The 16,999-nt window shown below is 40.9% G+C and carries 10 protein-coding genes and 1 pseudogene; 5 read left to right on the top strand and 6 right to left on the bottom strand.

What is annotated here, in order from left to right; genetic code table 11:
• Positions 1–67 precede the first annotated feature (67 nt).
• The 3 genes and pseudogenes from DTA23_RS23785 to DTA23_RS30965 form a co-directional block, all read right to left on the bottom strand.
• Positions 68–2,479, bottom strand: a complete 2,412-nt coding sequence (locus DTA23_RS23785) for a TonB-dependent siderophore receptor (RefSeq protein WP_112376212.1) — start codon at positions 2,477–2,479, stop codon at positions 68–70.
• A 248-nt stretch (positions 2,480–2,727) separates the two neighbouring features.
• A complete protein-coding gene (locus tag DTA23_RS30960; RefSeq protein ID WP_376781402.1) occupies positions 2,728–3,021 on the bottom strand; it encodes a glycoside hydrolase family 95-like protein in 294 nt (97 codons plus the stop codon).
• A 54-nt stretch (positions 3,022–3,075) separates the two neighbouring features.
• A pseudogene (locus tag DTA23_RS30965) lies at positions 3,076–4,964 on the bottom strand (glycosyl hydrolase family 95 catalytic domain-containing protein); the annotation flags it as partial.
• Between the two features lie 515 nt (positions 4,965–5,479).
• On the opposite strand from DTA23_RS30965, the gene DTA23_RS28120 reads away from it, so the two are divergent.
• The 5 genes from DTA23_RS28120 to DTA23_RS23810 all read left to right on the top strand — a co-directional run bounded on the left by DTA23_RS28120 (position 5,480) and on the right by DTA23_RS23810 (position 12,195).
• Positions 5,480–5,941, top strand: coding sequence for a c-type cytochrome domain-containing protein (locus tag DTA23_RS28120; protein ID WP_218565455.1), 462 nt, complete (start codon positions 5,480–5,482; stop codon positions 5,939–5,941).
• Positions 5,905–8,235, top strand: a complete 2,331-nt coding sequence (locus DTA23_RS23795; RefSeq protein ID WP_218565456.1) for a DUF1553 domain-containing protein — start codon at positions 5,905–5,907, stop codon at positions 8,233–8,235. The genes DTA23_RS28120 and DTA23_RS23795 overlap by 37 nt, the downstream gene beginning before the upstream one ends.
• Before the next feature lie 174 nt (positions 8,236–8,409).
• Entirely contained in the window at positions 8,410–9,909 is a 1,500-nt protein-coding gene (locus DTA23_RS23800; protein ID WP_112376213.1) for a DUF1501 domain-containing protein, read from the top strand.
• Between the two features lie 4 nt (positions 9,910–9,913).
• Positions 9,914–10,786, top strand: coding sequence for a sugar phosphate isomerase/epimerase family protein (locus DTA23_RS23805; protein WP_112376214.1), 873 nt, complete (start codon positions 9,914–9,916; stop codon positions 10,784–10,786).
• Positions 10,783–12,195 carry a c-type cytochrome domain-containing protein gene (locus DTA23_RS23810; RefSeq protein ID WP_239468844.1) on the top strand — a complete coding sequence of 471 codons (1,413 nt, stop codon included), beginning with the start codon at positions 10,783–10,785 and terminating at the stop codon, positions 12,193–12,195. The genes DTA23_RS23805 and DTA23_RS23810 overlap by 4 nt, the downstream gene beginning before the upstream one ends.
• A gap of 309 nt (positions 12,196–12,504) precedes the next feature.
• Here DTA23_RS23810 and DTA23_RS23815 read toward each other — a convergent pair whose 3' ends face one another.
• From DTA23_RS23815 to DTA23_RS23825, 3 genes are read right to left on the bottom strand one after another with little or no spacing between them, the layout of a single operon-like run.
• On the bottom strand, positions 12,505–13,803 hold the full coding sequence (locus DTA23_RS23815) for a glucosidase family protein (RefSeq protein ID WP_112376215.1): 1,299 nt from the start codon (positions 13,801–13,803) through the stop codon (positions 12,505–12,507).
• Positions 13,804–13,833: 30 nt separating this feature from the next.
• Complete coding sequence (locus tag DTA23_RS23820) at positions 13,834–15,588, bottom strand: class I mannose-6-phosphate isomerase (protein ID WP_112376216.1); 1,755 nt, start codon at positions 15,586–15,588, stop codon at positions 13,834–13,836.
• A 50-nt stretch (positions 15,589–15,638) separates the two neighbouring features.
• Positions 15,639–16,976 carry a sugar porter family MFS transporter gene (locus DTA23_RS23825; protein WP_112376217.1) on the bottom strand — a complete coding sequence of 446 codons (1,338 nt, stop codon included), beginning with the start codon at positions 16,974–16,976 and terminating at the stop codon, positions 15,639–15,641.
• Positions 16,977–16,999: the final 23 nt, after the last annotated feature.

The following is a 16,999-nucleotide window of genomic DNA, read 5'->3' on the forward strand; positions in this document are numbered from 1 at the left end:
ATTGTAGTTCACGTTAGAAAAAGCGTTTCCACCATTGTCGAAACGCTTTTTTTATAGAAAAATATTTTTAAAATTGATAGGCAACACTTCCAAGTATATTTCTAGGCATTTGCGGGTTTACCGTTGTCCATCCTTTGAAATAAGTTTGATTTCCTAAATTGTTTGCTTTGAAGGCGAATTCAAAATGTTTAAATCCATAAGATAGACTCGCGTTCAGGAGTGTGTAAGACGGAAGGGTAAATGTGCCAGTTGCAACACTATTGGTAATTACATTTTCACTTGCATAATTCATGCCGATACCAAATCCTAGTCCTTTTAGTTTTCCTTGCTGTAAGCTATAGTTTGCCCAGATGTTGGAAAGATGTTTAGGCCCAGCTTCTGTCGGACGTAGGTTGTTGACATTCTTGTCTGCTTTAGTCATCTTACTATTGTTATAACTATAGCTCATAATGAGGTTTAGACCTTGAATAGGGGCCAATGTAACATCAAAGTCAACTCCCCGGCTCAAGCGCGTGCCGTCCTGTACACTAATATTATAGGTTTGTCCGTCAATGGTGACTATGTCAGGACGAAGCATATTATCTACTGAAATGTCATAGTAACTTGCTGTCAGGCCTAATTTGTTGTTTAAAAGGTCTAATTTGACTCCGGCTTCCCATTGTTTGGCTTGTTGGGGCTTGAAGTCTCCCGAGATGCTGGGATGTGGTTGTACAACTGGAGATACATTTTTAAACCCATTTTGATAATTGGCGAATAGTGATACCTGACCTTTTACAGCTTCATAAACCAAACCGAAACGGGGTGAGAAAGCAGTTTGATGGTAAGTCCCAGTCGTTGTGTCTTTATCGAAGTTGTAGGTTCCTTTATTATCAAAATAATCCATACGCAACGCTAGGTTTAGATGTAGCTGCGACGTGAGATCCAATACATTTGAAACATAGGCTCCCAATACTTGATTTCGACCTCTATTGTTCGTTTTGGCTGCCGTTGAAGCGCTTATGGCTGCGTCAATGGTTCCTGCATTAAATTTATAGTAATCTGGATCATCTATTGCTGTGTTGATCTGGTCTACAAGGATATAGGGCGAATTATGTGTTTCTGTTTGCTGGTATAAATAATCCAGACCGACAAGTAGTCTATTGCGAAGCTCGCCGATATGAAAATCACCAATAAAGTTCTGTTGAGCATTGATATTTTTTGCAGCATAATTTTGTTTACCAGCATATCTGTTAATAAGTGTGTCATTGCTGTTTTGTAGGTACATCACATATTGAAAGTAGCCATCTGCCTTCCGGTTGTTCCAGTTTACAGTGGTGTTGGACGTCCACCGCTCATTAAACCGGTACACTACATTTCCGCGGAGGTTGGTGGTTGGGTTTTTGAATGTGACGTCGTTAGCAGTATAGGACTTATCAAAATCGAATTGGAGTGCCTCGGGGATTCTGGCAAATAATTGACGTGAACGATTGAGAAAAACCATCAGTGGATTAGTAGCCTTGTTTTGGTAAAGTTCAACATCGAGTTGGATATCCAGTTTCTCGTTTGGTTTATAGGTTAGTGAAGGTGTAATAAACACCGACTTATTAAATCCTGCGTCTTGATAGGTACCTGTATGGGATAATGCTGTATTGATTCGTCCGAGCAATTTTTTATCTGCTGTTAATGGGCCATATATATCTGCCGTAAGGCGATGTTGTGCGAAACTTCCAAAAATATAATTTACCCGACCGCCCACGGTATCTAAAGGTTTTTTCGTAATATTATTGATTAATCCACCGAAACCAACAGCCGCGCCGCCATATAATGAACCAGAGGGCCCTTTAATCACTTCAATTGTTTCGAGATTCGCAGGGTCTGGACTTGTACTGGAAATACCGACTACACCATTAATCATGGCTGCCTGCGTACTAAAACCGCGCAACGTGTAGTAACTAACACCGTCTCCGGGCCGTCCAGTCGCCGACCAAAGCTTATCAATTCCTGAAACGTTGGCTAATGCATCATCATAATTTGTATTCACCTGACTTTTTAGCAACTCTTTGGTAACGACAGCATACGACTGTGCGTTCTCCATATTTTTCAGTGACATTTTGGAAACATATAAACTCTGTTTCCGAGTAAATTTGTTATTTCCTTTACCATTAATAACGATCTCTTGCAGTGTCGATTGATTTTCAATTAAGTAAATATCAGGAACCCTATTTTTACCATCCGTAATTTCGACTTCCTGCTCATGTGGTTGAATACCTATGGCTGATATGGCTAATTTTGCCTGACCCGGCTTAAGTGATTTAAATTGATATGAACCATTAGATCGTGTAGAAGTTGTTATGTTTTGCGGTTGTAGTCTGACGGTTATCCCTTCAATGGGCTTTCCGTCAGACGAAAGGATTTTACCCAGTATTTCTGCTTTGTGCTGTGCTTGCGCAAGTAGAGCTCCTGGGACAAGCAACATAAGGTAGATGATGATGCGATTCATTGAATATTTTATTTAGATTAATTATAAACAGAGGTAAAGTTATTGGTCCTATTGCATTTTTCAAAGGATTATCTATTATTTTTTATAATCATTCTAAATAATGTAATGTAACAATGCAAAGAACCCAAATTATCGCTTCGGATGATTTGGGTTCTTTGCATTGTTTGCACGCTATCAGCTGACTTAAATTGACTGTATCGGTACTGTGTAAGGTGTTTTTTTAATTTTGTAAGGCAAATCCATTGTTTTTATAGGCTACATAGGTTGACTGTTTGTCCCTTTTTTAATTTCACATATTGTATGGTGTTATCTCTCTGTATGAGCTTCTTAGTGCTGATGTGCATGAGTGCCTTGGGTTCAAAAATTCGAAAGGTACCATCTTCGGTAGCAGTTATTTTCAGCAGAACAATTTTATTTTCTTTTTTTTCAGCGCTTACGATAAATCCACCCATCGTTCTCAAATTTTTGAAAGACGCTGTTGCCCATTCAGCAGGTAAAGCCGGAAAAACTTCTACATAGTTATTTTTGCTCTGAATGAGCAATTCGTGTATTCCTTGTGCAAATGCAAAGTTACCTTCTAAGGTAAATGGTCGATACGTAAAGTCTGAATATTGCCCGCCTTTTTGGTCGCCATTCAAATGAAAGGAATTCGAGGAACAAAAGTTCTGCGCAAATTTTCGAAGATTGGTTACGGCTTCCTTTCCTTGTTTAGCGCGCGCGTGTAAACAAGCCATCCATGCAAAGGAATAACCAACCCACGCACGTGTACCCAGTTTTTTAATGTGATCTAGGGAGCTCTCAATGAGCTCTTTTTCCTGCGGATTATTGATGTCTAATAAATCCAATGGATAAATTGCCATATAGGGAGACATGTGACGGTGGGAATGTTTCATTGGAAGATTTACAGCAACCTGTAGCCCAGTTTCATCGGTCGCATAGTGAGGTAGTTGCGCCTTGCATTTTAACCAATTCTCTGCTTCTTGCGGTTTGCCCATTGCTGTACTCACCTCTGTAGCAGCCTGGAAAAGAAAATGCGCTAAACTAAGATCGAAATTAGTCCAATTGTCAAACCATGCTGATACACTATTGTCGTTGTATTCGGGACTGCTGCTCAAGGGCAGGTAACGGCGTTCATTTTTTAGTGTGGTTATATTTTTAAGGTAAGTTGCAGATTCCATGATATAGGGATAGGCTTGTTCTTTTAGAAAGGTTTTATCCATGCTATATTTCCATTGCCAATAAAAATGCTGGGCCGCCCATGCACCAATAGTAGGAGAAAGAGAATACTGAATCCATCCACCCATAGGGTCTCCATTTAACGTGAGGACACCGGGTACATTCAGCCCATCGACACCAAAATATTGCTTTGTAAAGTCCTTGTTTTTTTGCGGATCTTCCAGAGCCAATCCGTATAGCTTTTGGCTTCGGCCAATCTATTTCCCGAATAGGCTGGCCAGTAGCTTAATTGTGTATTAAGGTCATTGTGAAAGTCGCCTTTCCAAGGAGGAAGACCACCATTATCCGCCGTCCACACGGCCTGAAGCGTAATTGCTGGAGCACCTTCTCTTGCGACAGCACCGAGTTTATACATATCAAGATAATATTGTTTTTCAAGATTTTTATCAGGAATGGTTATACTTGATTTGGACCAATAGTTTGACCACCAATGCAAATGGCTTGCTTTTTCTTCGGTGTATTTTTTGAGGGAAAGTGCAGATGGGGTTGCCTTTTGATCATTGACGATTGTCCAATAACCAATCAGCTTTTTAGCTGATATTTTTTCCCACCTCAATACAACTTCAAAAAAATGATCATCATACGTATTTTGGTGCAGCACTTCATAGTTGCTGGTGCGGATTATATTTCCTTGCTTATACCCTAATCTTGCTAAATCTTGACCTTCGACAACGCTTTTGTTTTCGTCTTTGTTTGCGTTATTTTCATATTGATGTGGAATTAATTGAGGTAAAAGGTCACTAACATTGTTTCCTGTGATTTCAAAATAGCCAAATGGTTTATAGGCATGTATGAAGGTTTTTAATATCCTACCATCTTTAAATCTAAGAATATTGGTGGCCTGTTCCAGATCAAGTACGTTTGAAACGACAGTGCCAAATTTCGCCAAGTCAAAGAACAGCGACGCTGCTGGAAGCTTAGTAGGATAGGGGGATCTGTCATAAGGAGCGTCTCCCCACTGTTGTACAATGCCGTAGCTGTTGTTTTTTATTTGTTGTTGGACCCAATTGAAATTGTGGTTTTCTATTGCAAAGGCCTTTCTTTCGTCCCATAGATCTGCGCGATCAAGTGAAAATCGAATCGTATTGTCTTTTTTCCAAATCAGTGCACCCAATTGACCATTTCCCAAGGGAATGGCTTCATCCCATCGCGAAGCCAACTGATCGAAATGGAGGTTGTTGTCAGATGTTGGTTGCCCGAAAGAGAACAGGGTAAACGAACAGCATAGTATTAAATAAAGATATTTCATAATTGAAAGGGTTAGCTTGTAAATTTAAAACTCTGGATGGGGAGGTACTGACACTATTGTTACTTTTTTGCATACTATTTTAGCAAAGCGATGGCCCTGATACTGGAATCACGTTTAAGCAAATTTAACTGAGATGTATGCAGTGTATGAAATCAAAAAAGTGAGTTCGTATCGAAATTGTTATACTTTTTGAGACGAAAGAATATGGTATAAAAGTACCGTTTTTAGGGACTGCAGTTTAACCGAAAAGAGTACATCATGCTGTTTTAAATCAATCTTTTGAGCAAGTGGGAATATAGTATCCAGAAAATCTTGCAAGAGCAAAGGGTAATATTGTTTATGTTTCTGTTAATCCAGTTTTAGTATAATCCAGTGTTGTTATCTAATTTTATCCTACTCGAAACTAGCACATTTATCGGATAGTTTCGGCTCCACTTAACGAAAAAAACAATCATTATTTATTTCGTTGTAGTGCGTAAACCTAAAATGTTATAGAGTAGATATATCCCAATGCTATGAGAAAAAAGATTGTGGTGCTAACATTATTGGCGCTTGTGCTTATTGGTACGAGCATTTTGACCTTTGGAAAGAAAGAGCCAATTGATTTTAGCGCTGATGTTAAACCGATATTGAATAAACATTGTATCACATGCCATGGTGGGGTTAAAAAAAATGGCGGACTAAGTTTTCTTTTTGAAAATGAGGCTTTCGCCAAAGCCGAGTCTGGCAAACCAGCAATTATTCGTGGCGATGGCGAACATAGTGAATTGGTAAAGAGACTGATTTCCGATGACCCTGAATTGCGTATGCCTTACAATGCCCCTAAACTGAACGATGATGAAATTGATATACTCAAAAGATGGATCGATGAAGGTGCCAAATGGGGAGAGCATTGGGCATATACAACGCCCAAGGAGACTGAGGTACCTAAACCTTTTCATTGCTCAGTATATTTGGTGTTAAGCCTAAAGGGGTGAACAATACGATTGATTTTTTTGTTTTGGATAAGATGAAGGAGAAGAAATTATCCTTTGCTGATGAGGCCGATAAAGCACTGTTGCTACGGAGAGTGTATTTAGATCTGATTGGTATTCCACCAACGTTGGCAGAAATTCAAGTCTTTGAAGCAGATCAGCGTGATGATGCTTATACCTTGCGTGTAGATAGTTTGCTGGCGTCGCAGAAATATGGCGAAAAGTGGGCGAGTTGGTGGTTGGATATGGCGCGATATGCAGATACGAAGGGTTACGAGAAGGATGGTTCGCGCACGATATGGTCCTATCGGGATTGGGTCATTAAGGCCTTGAACAAGGATATGCCTTATGATGAATTTACGATTGAACAGCTCGCTGGGGATTTGCTCCCGGAGCCAACCAAGGATCAACTTATCGCAACCGCCTTCCATCGCAATACCATGAATAATGATGAAGGGGGGACCGATAGTGAGGAATTTCGGATGGCTGCGGTTTTGGATCGCTTAAATACAACCTATCAAGTATGGTTGAGTACAACCTTCGAATGCGTGCAATGCCATAGTCATACTTATGATCCCTTTAAATTTGAAGAGTATTATAAATCGTTAGCTTTTTTTAACAACACCAGAGATGAAGACACCCAAGGTGATCATCCTAAACTTCGTTTTTATACGGCACAAGATGAAAAGCGAATTGACAGTATAAAAAGGTGGTTGTCGACGACAGGAAATACAAGCTTGGTAAAATCAACAGATCTATTCCTTCACACTCTTGAACCCAAAATACATGCGCATTACAGCGATCAAATAGTAGATGGTGCGCTTTATGATACGAAATGGTTGGGGGTTAGAACTGGAGGATCGGCTCGGTTAAGGGCAATAAACTTGGATAATAAACAGCAATTTTTTATGAATTTCTGGACAGGCGCGGTAGATGGAAAATTAGAAATTCACGTGGATAAACCTACAGGACCAATTCTCGCCGTTATTGATTTGCCGAGTACAAATGGAAGACAGGTTATTCAGTCTCCCATACTCCCGACTCGCGGTGTACATGACTTATATCTGGTTTTCAAAAATCCATCTGTGGCGCATGGGCAGCCGATCTGCATGATTGAATGGTTTGCATTTCGTGAGAACTTTCCACATGAAAAGTCACTGGATAATATGAATTTTCAAAAGACTTTTCTCCAGTTGGTCAACATGCAACCCGAAGGTGTGCCAATCATGATTGAAAATCCCAAAGACATGCATCGTAAAACAAATGTATTTATACGTGGTAACCGTCTGTATCTGGGGGCGGAAGTACAGCCTACAGTTCCGGCTTCACTGAATAGTTTCCCGAAAGGCGCTCCGCGCAACCGTCTGGGGTTTGCGCAGTGGATTGTCAGTAAGGAAAACCCCTTGACAGCACGAACCTTAGTTAATCGCGTATGGGCACAGCTATTTGGCCGGGGCCTAGTTGAACCATTGGGAGATATGGGCACTCAGAGTATCCCGCCAATTCACCGAGAGTTATTGGATTACCTTGCCCTAGATCTGATGAATAACAAAAAGTGGAGCGTTAAAAAACTGATCCGCGAGATTGTCTTATCCGGAACGTATAAGCAGTCCTCTAGCTTGAACAATTCCAATTTTGAGAAGGATCCACAGAATTATTATTTGGCAAGGGGACCTCGGTTTAGATTATCTGCCGAACAGATTCGTGACCAAGCTTTAGCTGTAAGTGGATTGCTCAGCAACAAAATGTATGGACCAAGTGTAATGCCCTACCAACCTGATGGGGTATGGATGACTGTATATAGCGGTGAGTCCTGGGTGAAAAGTGCTGGAGAAGATCAATACCGAAGGGGCATCTATACGTTTTTAAAGCGTACGAGTCCTTATCCGTCTTTTGTTTCTTTTGATGCTTCTAGCAGGGAGGTTTGTTTGGTCGACCGTATTCGCACCAATACACCGCTGCAAGCGCTTGCCACATTAAATGATCCTGTTTATCTCGAAGCGGCTAAACATCTGGGGGCTATTATGGAGAAAGAGGGAAATGGAAACCTTCGGAATGGTATTCGTTTCGGTTATAGACGTGCCATGTTGAAGGATGCCGATGAAAAGAAACTCAAGGAACTGGAACATCTTTATCAAAAGGCATTGGTTGATTTCAGCAAAAAACCTGATTCAGCAGCCAAATTTTTGAATGAGGATTTAGCAAAAAGTAATGTAAAGGTCCTGCCTTCAAAAGCTGCCTACATGCTTGTTGCGAATGCAGTGTTGAATTTGGACGAATTTTTAACGAAATCATAAATATTGAAATGATAAATATGGACCGAAACTTCTGAATAAGGACTATCGTATGAAAACGAAGTCTTTTATTGAGAAGGTTAGACCTATAAAATAGTAAGAATATAAACCGAAATGAGCTAAAGCTGCGCACTAAAATTTTAGAGACACAGCCCGTTCATACGTAATGATAGTCAGATGAAAGACCTAAATAAGCTAATAAAAGAAGCGCAACAATTTGAATTGCAGGCTGTCACCAGAAGACATTTTCTAAAAGATTGTGTGGCCGGTATCGGCGGTATTGCTTTGGGGAGTTTGTTAACGAGTTGTAACGGATGGGGACGGTCAAAATCAGCAGAAAAGTTGGATCTGAATGCACTCAATCCACTTGTGCCCAAGCCACCTCATTTCCCAGGTAAGGCTAAAAGTGTCATTTACCTGCATATGGCTGGCGCTCCATCACAATTGGAGTTATTTGATTACAAGCCTGCCTTGCAGAAATTACATAATCAACCTTGTCCGGAGTCCTTGCTTGCAGGAAAGAAATTTGCTTTTATTCGTGGGATTCCAAAAATGCTGGGACCACAGGCTACTTTTAAACAGTATGGAGCAAGTGGGGCTTGGGTATCAGATCATTTGCCTCATTTTAGTAAAGTCGTTGATGAAGTGAGTTTTCTGAAGGCTGTGCATACCGATCAGTTCAATCACGGCCCGGCCCAATTGTTTATGCATACAGGAAGTGCCCGTCTCGGTCGCCCTAGCATTGGTTCATGGGTAACTTATGGTCTGGGATCTGAAAATAGCAATTTACCCGGTTTTGTTGTGTTAACATCGGGAGGTAAAACGCCTGATGCTGGTAAAAGTGTCTGGGGAAGTGGATTTTTACCATCGGTATACCAAGGCGTTCAATGTCGTTCAAAGGGTGATCCCGTATTGTACATTGCCGATCCTGAAGGAATGGGAAGGGGTATGAAGCGTGATTTGATTGATGCCATAAATAGCGTCAACAAAACAGAGTATGATACCTTTAAAGACCCCGAAACCTTGTCGCGGATCGCACAATATGAGATGGCTTATAAAATGCAGGTAACCGTACCTGAAGTGATGGACATCAATAATGAACCGGCTTATATTCACGAATTGTACGGAACAGAGCCTGGTAAGGAATCGTTCGCCAATAATTGTCTATTGGCTCGGAAACTCGTAGAACAAGGGGTACGATTCGTTCAGTTATTTGATTGGGGCTGGGACAGTCACGGTACTAATCCAGCAGATTCGATTGATCTCGGTTTTAGAAATAAATGCCGAGAGATTGATCGACCTATGACCGCATTGATTATGGATCTAAAGCAACGTGGTTTGCTGGAAGAAACACTGGTGGTGTGGGGCGGGGAATTTGGGCGCACACCGATGCAAGAAAATAGGGACAACAGCGACATGCCATTCCTGGGACGTGATCATCATACCGATGCCTATACCATCTGGATGGCAGGTGGAGGAGTTCGTAATGGTATAAGTTACGGTCAGACCGATGATATCGGGTTCGCCGGGGTAGAAGGGCGTAGTTCTGTACACGATGTCCATGCGACCATGCTTCATCTTTTGGGTTTTGATCATGAGAAATTTACATACGATTTTCAGGGAAGGCCATTCCGATTGACAGATGTGGAGGGTGAACTAATTCAAGCTATAATTTAAAAAAATGAAACAATTTCTAGTATTAATTTTATTTATGAGCAGTTTTCTATCCATGACTGCCCAGCAGTTGCACATTAAATATTATTGCACCAATTGGGGAAATAGTGATTCCTGGGATACGTTCTGTCTCCGTGTGAAAAATGCAGGTTACGATGGTGTTGAATCTTGGTTACCTGGTAGTCCCAAAGAGCGCAAAGAGATGATCGATGCATTACATAAACATGGATTGAGTTTAGGGTTACTTTCAGGGGGATCTGGTGGAACTTATGAGGAATATAAAGAAAGTTTTAAGCGTAATTTGGATGAAGCAGCACAGCTGAAACCCGATTATATTAATTGCCATACAGGTAAAGATTATTACTCGTTTGAACAGAACAAAACATTGATTGAGCTTGCTGATGCAGCTAAAAATAAGTACCATATCCCCGTTTATCATGAGACTCATCGCGGAAGATTTAGTTTTGCAGCCCATGTAACAAAAGAATATTTAGAGAAGATTCCGACGTTACAACTTGCGTTGGATATTTCGCATTGGTGCAATGTACACGAATCAATGCTTTCTGATCAGACCGAGGCCGTAACAAAGGCACTGTCCAGAACTGAGCACATTCATGCACGCATTGGGCATCCCGAAGGACCACAAGTCAACGACCCCGCCGCTCCTGAATGGAAGAGTATTGTTGCACAACATTTGGCCTGGTGGGATAAAGTTGTTGCTAAACACAAGGAAAACGGGATGAAGTTATTAACCATAACAACCGAGTTTGGCCCAGCGGGTTATTTACCCACATTGCCATTTACACAACAACCGGTGGCCGATCAGTGGTCAATCAATGTCTATATGTTGCATTTACTCAAAGACAGATATAAAGAATGATGGTTTTCTTTGATGAATTATTGGGCTTTTCGGGACGATTTCATCCTCTTTTGGTCCACCTACCGATCGGCATATTGTTGTTGGCTTTTGTTATGGCAATTATTGCGCAGTTTAAAGGCGGAGCTATGTATTTGCCTGCTATTAAGCTCTCCTTATTCCTAGGGACCATAGCTGCCATAGTGGCTGCTTTATCGGGTTATCTGCTTTCACGAAATGGAGGTTATGAGGAGGATGTACTGAGCTATCACAAGTGGTTAGGAATTGTCGTGGCGTTGAGCAGCTTATTATTGTGGTTTCTCTATCGTAAAGAATCTTCTGCTGCATTTCGCTTTTGGCTTTTTTTTCTCGTAGTAATCATGATTGGGGTCACTGGACACTATGGTGGAACATTGACGCATGGAAAGGGCTACTTTGTCGAAGCTATGCCAGTGGCACTAAAAAAGCTGTTTAAAACGGAAGAAGACAAAGAGGAGGTTCTTATCGTTCAAAATGCACAGGAAGCAGATGCCTATAATGGAATTATTCAACCTATTCTTAAACAGCGTTGTCAAAGCTGCCATGGGAAAAAAAAGCAGGAAGGGGGGCTGGCATTGGATACAAAAGAGAATTTGTTAAAAGGAGGAGAGAATGGCACAGTACTGCATGCAAGCGATTCGAAAAAGAGTGAATTATATGCCAGGTTGGTATTACCTGAGGGACATAAGAAGCGAATGCCACCTAAAGGTCGTACGCCGATAACTCCTGATCAGATCAGACTGATTGCCTGGTGGATAGATCAAGAAGCCAATTTTGATAAAAAAGTGCGTGAAATACCACAAACGGAGGAAATCGCTCATTTGTTGAAAAAATTGGAAACAGGGGAAAAAGACACTCCATCGGTATTATATGCAGATTTACCTGCAGCGCCAGCTTTGCCAAAAGATAAAATCGATGCTTGGCAGGCTAAGGGTATTAAGATCATCCAAGTTGCAAAAGATAATAACTTTGTGTTGGTTAATGCCATTAATTATCCTCAATTTAATGATAAGGACCTACAGGAATTATTAAGTATTAAGGATAATATTGTACAGCTGAAATTAGGAAATACAGCTGTTACAGATCTTGCTTTCTCAATATTTTCGGCAATGCCGAGTCTTTCCCGCCTACATCTAGAAAATACAGAAATTTCCGATACCGGATTGAGCCAGTTGAAAGGTCTGTCAAAATTAACGTATTTAAATCTGACGGGAACAAAAGTTACCTCAAAAGGTCTGTCAAAACTGAAGGACCTTCCGAGTTTAAAAAACGTCTATCTCTATAAAACCGCAAATCAGGAAGTCGCTACGATAAAGCAGTTGAACGCTAAGATTAAGGCAGATACCGGTAATTATAGTTTGCCTTTTATTGAAACCGATACAATCAGGTTTTGAGCTGTTGTTGGAATTGCTGGCTATACGCTGGAAATCCGCAATCCGAATGAAATATTATTGTATAATTTAACGATTGGGGCGACATGGACAAGTAATTTAAGGAAAATAAACAGGATTTTTTAGCAGATGTGAAGCGAATGTATAAGGGGAATGAGACAAAATGCGCTAGAGTAGGATAGGAGGAATAGGAATAGGAATAGGAATAGGAATAGGAATAGGAATAGGAATAGGAATGCGGAGGTGACGATTTCAAATAAAAGAGCAGCAAGGAATTTCCTGCTGCTCTTTTTACATCACGATAAGCTGTTTTTATTTCGTGCCAGCACCTTCTAATAACTCGATGGCATCGTAAAGGACACCTGCTTCACCTCTAAAAGTTCCAGAGCCCTCTGGTTTGTTATCTTTTGTGTACCATTCATAAAATCCTTTGTTTTTGATAACACGGGCAAGCATCGGCTGTATTTGCGCATAAGCTTCCTGTTGAAAGCCATTTTTAACAAGCTGCTGAATCATACGACCACCAAACCAAGTCCAGTCCCCACCATTTTGATAACCGTAAGGATACATGCCTTTGTTCTTAAACGAGCCTGCCGGATAAGTCGGGTACACAGTAAGTCCAATTGTTGCTGCACCAGCATCTTTTACATTTTTAATCATTTTATCCAATGAAACTTTTATTTGCTCTTTGCTGAGCAAATTAGCCTCAATAGCAATTGCTGTTCCACCATGATAATAGATTTGATTTTCATCAAAATCAGCCGCAAATGGAGAGCCTTTGATATAAATATGGGGAATAAACTTTTGGTTCTTTTCGTCCCAAAGGTGTTTCATGGTATTACTTGCTATAGACGCTCTGATTTTTCCCCACTTTTCTTTTTTCTCAGGGAAAAGATCCATGTAATTGTCAAGCGCGATCAAAAACATTGCATTGTCGTAGATGTCCAAAGCAATATGCGAATTTTCATCCAGGTGGACACCCCAATCGTGTTCAGGTTGAACGTCACCCCAATCGACTGTAGTTGCGCCCCAAAGTAAACCATAAGTAGCATTATAACGTTTGTCCAATAAAAATTGTAAAGCATGCTCCATGCGATCCTTTACAGCCGCATTTCCAATTTTTTCATCGAGAAAAGCCTTATCTTTCGTTGCAACGATATATTTATGTACCGCTTGGATCAAAGAAGACTCCTGGTCCGTTTCAACTGTATTTTTGTGTGCTGCATAATCAGGAGCTAAGGGACTAGTGATGGTATAATAGTCCGATACGCCATTTTTTAAGCTGGATTTTTTGACAAAACCATCGGCAATATTACCATCAGGACCTTGTAGCTTAAAAAACAAAGCTAATTGATCTTTGATCTGTTCATGGGGATGGACTTTTGTTGCTAAGGTGATAAATGTATTGTAATCTCTAATCCACACCTCACTGTATCCATCCCCCGCATTGAATCCACTTTTAATGACGTTCGTAGCCATATCTTTGACAAGATTGAAGCTGCTGTCTTTTTGGATGCTATCCTGTAAATTGCTTGTCGAAACCTTACCGCCAGCATTTTGGCAGGACAGTAATAGGAGAGACGAAGATAACGCAAAAAATATAGTTCTCATTGTGCTGTTAGTTTATAGTAAATGGTTTGATTAACATTTGGATTCTTTGACAAAAGATTGGATAACCTTTGCCTTATTGTTTCCTAAATTACGCAATGTATAGGATCCGGCAGCAGCAGGAACAGCAAAAGTCTCAGCATAATGAAAGACTTTCTTCATGCCATTTGCTGTCATCAGCTCAATTGCCTCCCCCTCCACAAGCATCATGATGTGACACTGTCCTTGTGTTTCAATTGCAACATCCTGATCGAATTCGTATCTAAAAACATCGTAGAAATGATCTTCATGCGTTGGCAAATGTATTCTTGTTGCTTGCGCATCAAGGGCTACTTCAGTGGGCTGAGCAAGCAGCGTGTTTTTTACGACATCACCTTTTCGGCTAAAATTGAGGTTGGCGAATGCTCTATCAATATTTAATGGGCGTGGTTTCCCATCTAAATCCGGACGCACCCAGTCGTACATTTTAAAGGTATAATTGTAAGGTGTTGCACTGATTTCGAGTACGAGATTATTCACGCCGGAAGAATGTACAGTACCATGTGGTATCAAATACAATTGGTGTTTCTTGGATTCGAATTTTTGAACGTATTGCTCGATATCCATGGCTGTTCCGGTATGGAAGCTCTCTTCTAAAGCTGAGCGAAATTTGTCTGCATCAATGGATTGCTGAAAGCCCAGATACACTTGTGCGTCCTCTTTTCTATCAACGATATAGTATGATTCGTCCTGTGTGAAGTTTTCTCCAAATTCTGTTTTTGCATAGGCTGGACTAGGGTGACATTGAATGGATAGGTTGCCGCCATCAAAGGTATCCAGAAAATTGAAGCGTATCGGGAATTCAACATCGAAACGTTGCTGGGCATGACCAAGCACATTGGCACTTTCTTGAAACATCAATTGATCAAATGAAATTTCGAGTGTATGTCCATCTGCTTCGAGCAAAATGCCATTCTCAGGGACAATCATTTCGAAGGACCACGCATAGTTTTTGACATGCTGATCTATGCCTGAAAGGTGCTCTTTCATCCACTGTCCACCCCATACGCCGGGTTCAAAAGTTGGTCGCACGCGGAAGTAATTTTGGGACATGGCCAGCAAAGTAGCATGTAGATCCTTCCCTGTGATCCATGGTAGGTTTTGGGACGATTGTTGATCGGCAAGAATTTCGACACGGGAAAGGATAGACCTTTTATGTCTATTCAATATTTCCCAATCGACAAAATAGTAACGCTTGTAGGTTTCCTTTTGATTGGTCTGTGTTGAACAACCTAAGTTTAAAGCTTCTCCCGCACGCATACGTTGAATTAGCACGTTTTTGGGCAGATCAATAAACATCAGCTGACTAGACGTTTCGACTAATGATGCTCCAGGGCCATAAAAGATGGTATACTCAGCTTGTATTGATTCGGCGTTTGCTCGTATGGTTTGAAGGTCCGCAAGCTTTTGGGTGTCAAAGTATTCAATGAGTTGAATCCCGGCCTTTTTTCCAAATAATGGATCGTCGCCACCGAGGTATGGTGCGACAAGCTCCTGGATCGCTGATTCAGTTTTTAAAGCTGAATCCATGGCAATAAATCGTGGAGTTACGCCCTGTTTTTCAAATTCTTGCTTTAGCTTGGGGATGATTGTAGCCCAGTCAACACCTACAAAACCATCAACGCTATGTATATTATGTGTAATGAGATGTGCAACAAGATCCGTGTAGGAATTTGATAGTGTTCCTTGAACCGGAAACGTCGGTGTGATTTCGTACTGAAAAGGTTTTGTTTGAGTATTAGAATACATATAATGTAATTTATTGCAAATGAATGATGTTGGATTAAGTCGCTTTTTGCTTACTTGTTTGTTGATTTTTTATTGTGCTTTTCAATCCAGAATTTTTCGATCTCTTCCAAAGGTTTACCCTTTGTTTCCGGAAGGAATGCAAGTACAACAAGGAATGCGATGGCACAGAAAAATGCAAACAACCAGAACGTATAGCGGGCCCCCCAGGAAGCGAGTAGAATGGGTGTTAGTTGTCCCACGATAGCATCGGAAATCCACATCACCATAATACTGATACCTATGGCACGAGCCCGGATGGCATTTGGGAAGATTTCGGCGGCGACAACAAATTTTAGCGGGCCAATGGAAAAAGCAAAGAAAAATAAGAACGAAAGTATAGCGATAATCAATGCGATATTATTGACTTGACCTTGATTAAAAAGATATCCAGTAACCAGCAAACTCAGGGTAGCACCTACCGTTCCCAAAAGATATAAGGGACGTCTACCCCAATTGTCAACCTTCCAGATGGCAAAGAAAGTAAATAACACATTGGCGGCTCCAAAGAATAGTTGAGCATGATAGGAATTATTTAATGAAATACCAGATCCAAGCAATATGCTCGGACCATAGTAGACAATAGCGTTTATGCCACTGAGCTGTGAAAATAAAGGAAGGAATAAGCCCAATAGGAAGGCCTTGCGATAAATAGGCGAGAAGAGATCACGTAGATTTCCCTTCGAGGAAACGTTGCCGACCTCTTGTATATCCGATAGTCCTAATGCGCCACTGATCGCTGCTACTTCCGTGTTCCGCCCATTTTTAGATAGCCAACGTGGACTTTCAGGAATAAAGTAAACTCCGATGCATAACAATAAAGCCGGTACTGCACCAATTAAAAACATAGTTCGCCAGAGTTCATTTTGCTGTGCGGAGCTATATTCGAGAATCAAATAATTGCTGATATACGCAAAAAGGATCCCGAATGTAATAGCGAGTTGGTAACAGGTGACTGATCTTCCTCTAAATTTACTTGGCGATATTTCCGCGAGATATAAGGGCACAACGATTGAGGCTATTCCAACACCCAAGCCCCCAATGCTTCTACTTGCAATTAATATGCTATAAGAAGAACTGAATCCACAGCCAATTGCTGAACATAAAAAGAGCAGGGCCGCAGTAACAAAGGCTGGTTTTCTGCCGTATTTATCTGTTAATGGTCCTGTGAAAAATACACCAACAATACAGCCTAGCAGGGCTGAACTGACAAAAACGCCCTCTTGAGCAGGAGATAGTCCGAAAAATTGCTTTACTAACGGCAATGCACCTGCAATTACAGCCATATCGAAACCGAAAAGGAGTCCTCCAAGTGAAACGATACATAAAATGATGATAAATCTCTTTGACATCTGCGGTTTATATTAATATGTAT

The organism is Sphingobacterium multivorum, assembly GCF_900457465.1.
Lineage (GTDB): Bacteria > Bacteroidota > Bacteroidia > Sphingobacteriales > Sphingobacteriaceae > Sphingobacterium > Sphingobacterium multivorum.

Bases quoted from the DNA above. Each gene is read 5' to 3' on its own strand.
- DTA23_RS23785 (WP_112376212.1), bottom strand. From the start codon at position 2,479: ATGAATCGCATCATCATCTACCTTATGTTGCTTGTCCCAGGAGCTCTA.
- DTA23_RS28120 (WP_218565455.1), top strand. From the start codon at position 5,480: ATGAGAAAAAAGATTGTGGTGCTAACATTATTGGCGCTTGTGCTTATT.
- DTA23_RS23800 (WP_112376213.1), top strand. From the start codon at position 8,410: ATGAAAGACCTAAATAAGCTAATAAAAGAAGCGCAACAATTTGAATTG.
- DTA23_RS23805 (WP_112376214.1), top strand. From the start codon at position 9,914: ATGAAACAATTTCTAGTATTAATTTTATTTATGAGCAGTTTTCTATCC.
- DTA23_RS23810 (WP_239468844.1), top strand. From the start codon at position 10,783: ATGATGGTTTTCTTTGATGAATTATTGGGCTTTTCGGGACGATTTCAT.
- DTA23_RS23815 (WP_112376215.1), bottom strand. From the start codon at position 13,803: ATGAGAACTATATTTTTTGCGTTATCTTCGTCTCTCCTATTACTGTCC.
- DTA23_RS23820 (WP_112376216.1), bottom strand. From the start codon at position 15,588: ATGTATTCTAATACTCAAACAAAACCTTTTCAGTACGAAATCACACCG.
- DTA23_RS23825 (WP_112376217.1), bottom strand. From the start codon at position 16,976: ATGTCAAAGAGATTTATCATCATTTTATGTATCGTTTCACTTGGAGGA.